This window comes from Pseudomonas sp. PS01297 (genome assembly GCF_029959305.1).
GTDB classification, from domain to species: domain Bacteria; phylum Pseudomonadota; class Gammaproteobacteria; order Pseudomonadales; family Pseudomonadaceae; genus Aquipseudomonas; species Aquipseudomonas helleri.
In genome coordinates this window covers 1-3,058 of record NZ_JASCPQ010000190.1, presented here as the reverse complement: position 1 = coordinate 3,058, position 3,058 = coordinate 1, and the positions used below count along the sequence as shown (strand labels likewise).

Genomic DNA, 3,058 nt, shown 5'->3' with positions numbered 1-3,058 from the left:
AGCTTGCCTCGCGATCTTTTAAAGATCAAAAGATCGCGAGGCAAGCTCGCTCCTACAGGGATTTGTGCTGCGCTACGCGTCTAGATCAGGCAAACCATTTGTTCCGGGCTTCTGCCAGCAGTTCGTGCATGAGTGCTTCAACATCATAGAAGCTCAGTTTGCTGAAGCTGTGTGCCTCTTCGAACGTCCCGCGCTTGCTGAAAATTCCGACCAGGCCATGGGTATGACTTTGCACGGTCTCCCACTCCAGGGTGTCATTGCCCAGCGACAGTATGTCTTGACTGAACGTCACTTTGGGTTCGATCACACTGTGAACCGTGGTGATGTAGAGTTGCTCGCAGTCGGTCCCGTGCTGCTTGAGTCGTTCATTGAGAAAGTCGCGCACCTGAGCGTTGTAGGCGCAAGCGCCTGCTTTACCCCCTACCGTTGGAGCGTCATTGTTGTCGGTCATGTTCAAGGTAAAACTCCTTTTATTACAGCCGGCCTATCCAGCTTCATGCTGTGAGAAATTCGGCCGGCTAAAACCTTTCGATGACCTATTGGAAAGCTTATTGGCCGTGTGCCTGCGGTACATAGTTATGGCACGTTTGTAACAGCAGTTATCGCGGCTGGGCCTTGGGCTTGATCAGCCGGTTGGCAATCAGGTCCAGGCTGCTGCAAAACACGAAGTACACCAGCGCGACAAACAGGTAGATCTCGGTCGGGTGCACCATCACCCGGTTGCTGACCTGGGTCGCCACAAACGACAACTCCCCCACGCCAATCACGTACGCCAGCGACGTGTCCTTGATCAGTGAAATCCATTGGTTGAGGAATGACGGCAGCATCATCGGCAATGCCTGCGGCAGGATGATCAAGCGCAACACTTGCCATGTGCCCAGTCCCAACGCCTTGCCCGCCGCCCATTGCCCCGCCGGTAAACTGCTGATGCCCGCGTACACCGAATGTGCAAGGTAGGCACCGCCAATCAACGACAGGGCGCAGACCACCGTGGCCAATGCCGGTACATCGACATTGAACAGAATCGGCAGCAAAAAGTAGCTCCAGAAAATCAGCATCAGCACCGGAATGGCCCGCAAAAATCCCAGCACGCCGAGCAATACCCAACGTACTTTAGAGCGAATCATCACCAGGGCAATGCCCAGCACCAGACCCAAAATGGCCGAAATCACCCCGGAAAACAGGCTCAACACCAGCGTCAATGCAGCCCCGCCCAGCGGGCCGTTGGGGTAGGCGCCGATCAAGAAGTACGACAGGTTGTCGCTAATCACCGAAAAGTCCATGGCTTAGAGCACTCCCTGCCGATACCACTTGCTGCGCGCAATCAACTGCCCGATGACTTCAAGCAGGGCGATGCTCAATACATACAGCAGGGTGGCGAAACCGAAGGCCTGGAAGGTCTTGAAGGTTTCGGTCTCGACCTGACGCGACGCATAAGACAGCTCAGCCAAACCGATGGCCATGGTCAGCGACGAGTTTTTCAGGGCATTCATGTATTGCCCCAGCAATGGCCCCAGCGCGGTGCGCAGGGCTTGCGGGAAGACAATGTAACGCCACACTTGCGCCGGTTTGAAGCCAAGCGCCAACCCGGCGGCACGTTGCTCAAGGCGCACCGAACTGACGCCCGCGCGGAACTCCTCGCAAATAAACGCCGCGGTGTAGAGCATCAGGCCCCAGAAGCCCGCCAGAAACTCAAAGGACGGCCATTCAAGCTCGAACAGGCCCAGGTCGAGACTGCGCGGCTGGTTAAGCCACACCACCAAGCCTTCGGGCAGCATCGCCGTAACCCCGAAGTACCAGAAAAACAGCTGCACCAGCAGCGGTGTATTACGAAACAGCGCCAGGTATGCCCGTGCGGGCCATGACCACAGGCGCGAGGGCGAGATCCTCGCCAGGCACAGCAAAAAACCCAACCCGGTGGCTACCAGGCAGGTCAACAGTGAAAGGATCAGGGTGAGAATAAAACCATCGAACAGCCAATGCAGGTATTGCGGGGCAAGCAGTTCACCGAACATAAACAGCGTCCATCCAGAAACAAACAAACCCGTCCGGTTGTCCGTGACGGGTTATTCAGTGTTGCTAGGGCGACTTAGCTCTTGTCGCCGATTTTGTACAGGCGGGTCAGCGGAGTTTTGGTGTCCGGACCGAACCAGGTGTCATAAATTTTCTGCGCCTGGCCTTTGGCTTCAAGTTCGGTGAGGGTTTGGTTGACCACGTCGGTCAGGGCCTGTTCACCTTTTGGAATGCCCACGCCGATCAGGTCATTGGAAATGGTGAATGGCGGGACTTCGTACTTGTCTTTGTCCGGCACATTGGCCAGCAAGCCGATCAGTTTTGGGCCGTCCTGAGTAATCGCCTGGACGTTGCCATTGCGCAGGGCGGTGAAGGCGAACGGGGTGTCATCGTAGGCAATCACTTTGGCGCCCGGGAATTTCTCGCGCAGCACGCCTTCGTTGACCGTGCCTTTGTCGACGCCAACGCGCCATTTGTTCAGGTCTTGCTCGGATTTGAGGGTGCCTTTTTTGACGATAAATTGCTGTCCCGAGGCGAAGTACGGAATGCTGAAGTTCACCTGTTCGGCGCGTTCAGGGGTGATGGTGAAGTTGGCCAGTACCAGGTCGACCTTGTTGGAGAGCAACAGCGGTACGCGGTTGGCCGGGTTAGTCGGTTGCAGTTGCAGTTTCACGCCCAGTTTGTCGGCGATGGCCTTGGCGTAGTCCACGTCCAGACCTTCAATTTGCTTGCTTTTAGCGTCCACAAAACCGAATGGCGGGTTGCTGTCAAACGAAGCCACGCGCAGTACGCCGGACTTTTTGATGTCATCCAGACGATCAGCGTGGGCCAGGCCCGACAAAACAGCCAATGTCAGCGCGGTGAGGGCAGTGAGTTTTTTCATTTCGTTCTCATCATGAGTTAGAAGATTTATGACGAGAGTCTTGCAGGAAAATAAGCTTTTAAAAAAGAATATAAAACGATTTAAATATTCCATTTATTTATATGTCTGTAGGAGCGAGCTTGCCTCGCGATCTTTTGATCTTTTAAAAGATCGCGAGGCAAG

4 protein-coding genes are annotated in these 3,058 nt (G+C 55.0%); all 4 read right to left on the bottom strand.

Translation table 11 applies throughout. The annotated features are described in order from the left end of the window. Window positions 1-85 precede the first annotated feature (85 nt). A complete protein-coding gene (locus tag QMX84_RS26105; RefSeq protein WP_282365134.1) occupies window positions 86-451 on the bottom strand; it encodes a hypothetical protein in 366 nt (121 codons plus the stop codon). Between the two features lie 148 nt (window positions 452-599). Continuing rightward, window positions 600-1,283, bottom strand: coding sequence for an amino acid ABC transporter permease (locus tag QMX84_RS26100; RefSeq protein WP_282365133.1), 684 nt, complete (start codon window positions 1,281-1,283; stop codon window positions 600-602). Window positions 1,284-1,286: 3 nt separating this feature from the next. Further along, a complete protein-coding gene (locus QMX84_RS26095) occupies window positions 1,287-2,015 on the bottom strand; it encodes an amino acid ABC transporter permease (protein ID WP_282365132.1) in 729 nt (242 codons plus the stop codon). A gap of 74 nt (window positions 2,016-2,089) precedes the next feature. Continuing rightward, entirely contained in the window at window positions 2,090-2,896 is an 807-nt protein-coding gene (locus tag QMX84_RS26090; RefSeq protein ID WP_262123019.1) for an ABC transporter substrate-binding protein, read from the bottom strand. Window positions 2,897-3,058 lie beyond the last annotated feature (162 nt).

Excerpts from the sequence above, each read along its gene's own strand:
- QMX84_RS26105 (WP_282365134.1), bottom strand. The coding sequence starts at position 451 with ATGACCGACAACAATGACGCTCCAACGGTAGGGGGTAAAGCAGGCGCT.
- QMX84_RS26100 (WP_282365133.1), bottom strand. The coding sequence starts at position 1,283 with ATGGACTTTTCGGTGATTAGCGACAACCTGTCGTACTTCTTGATCGGC.
- QMX84_RS26095 (WP_282365132.1), bottom strand. The coding sequence starts at position 2,015 with ATGTTCGGTGAACTGCTTGCCCCGCAATACCTGCATTGGCTGTTCGAT.
- QMX84_RS26090 (WP_262123019.1), bottom strand. The coding sequence starts at position 2,896 with ATGAAAAAACTCACTGCCCTCACCGCGCTGACATTGGCTGTTTTGTCG.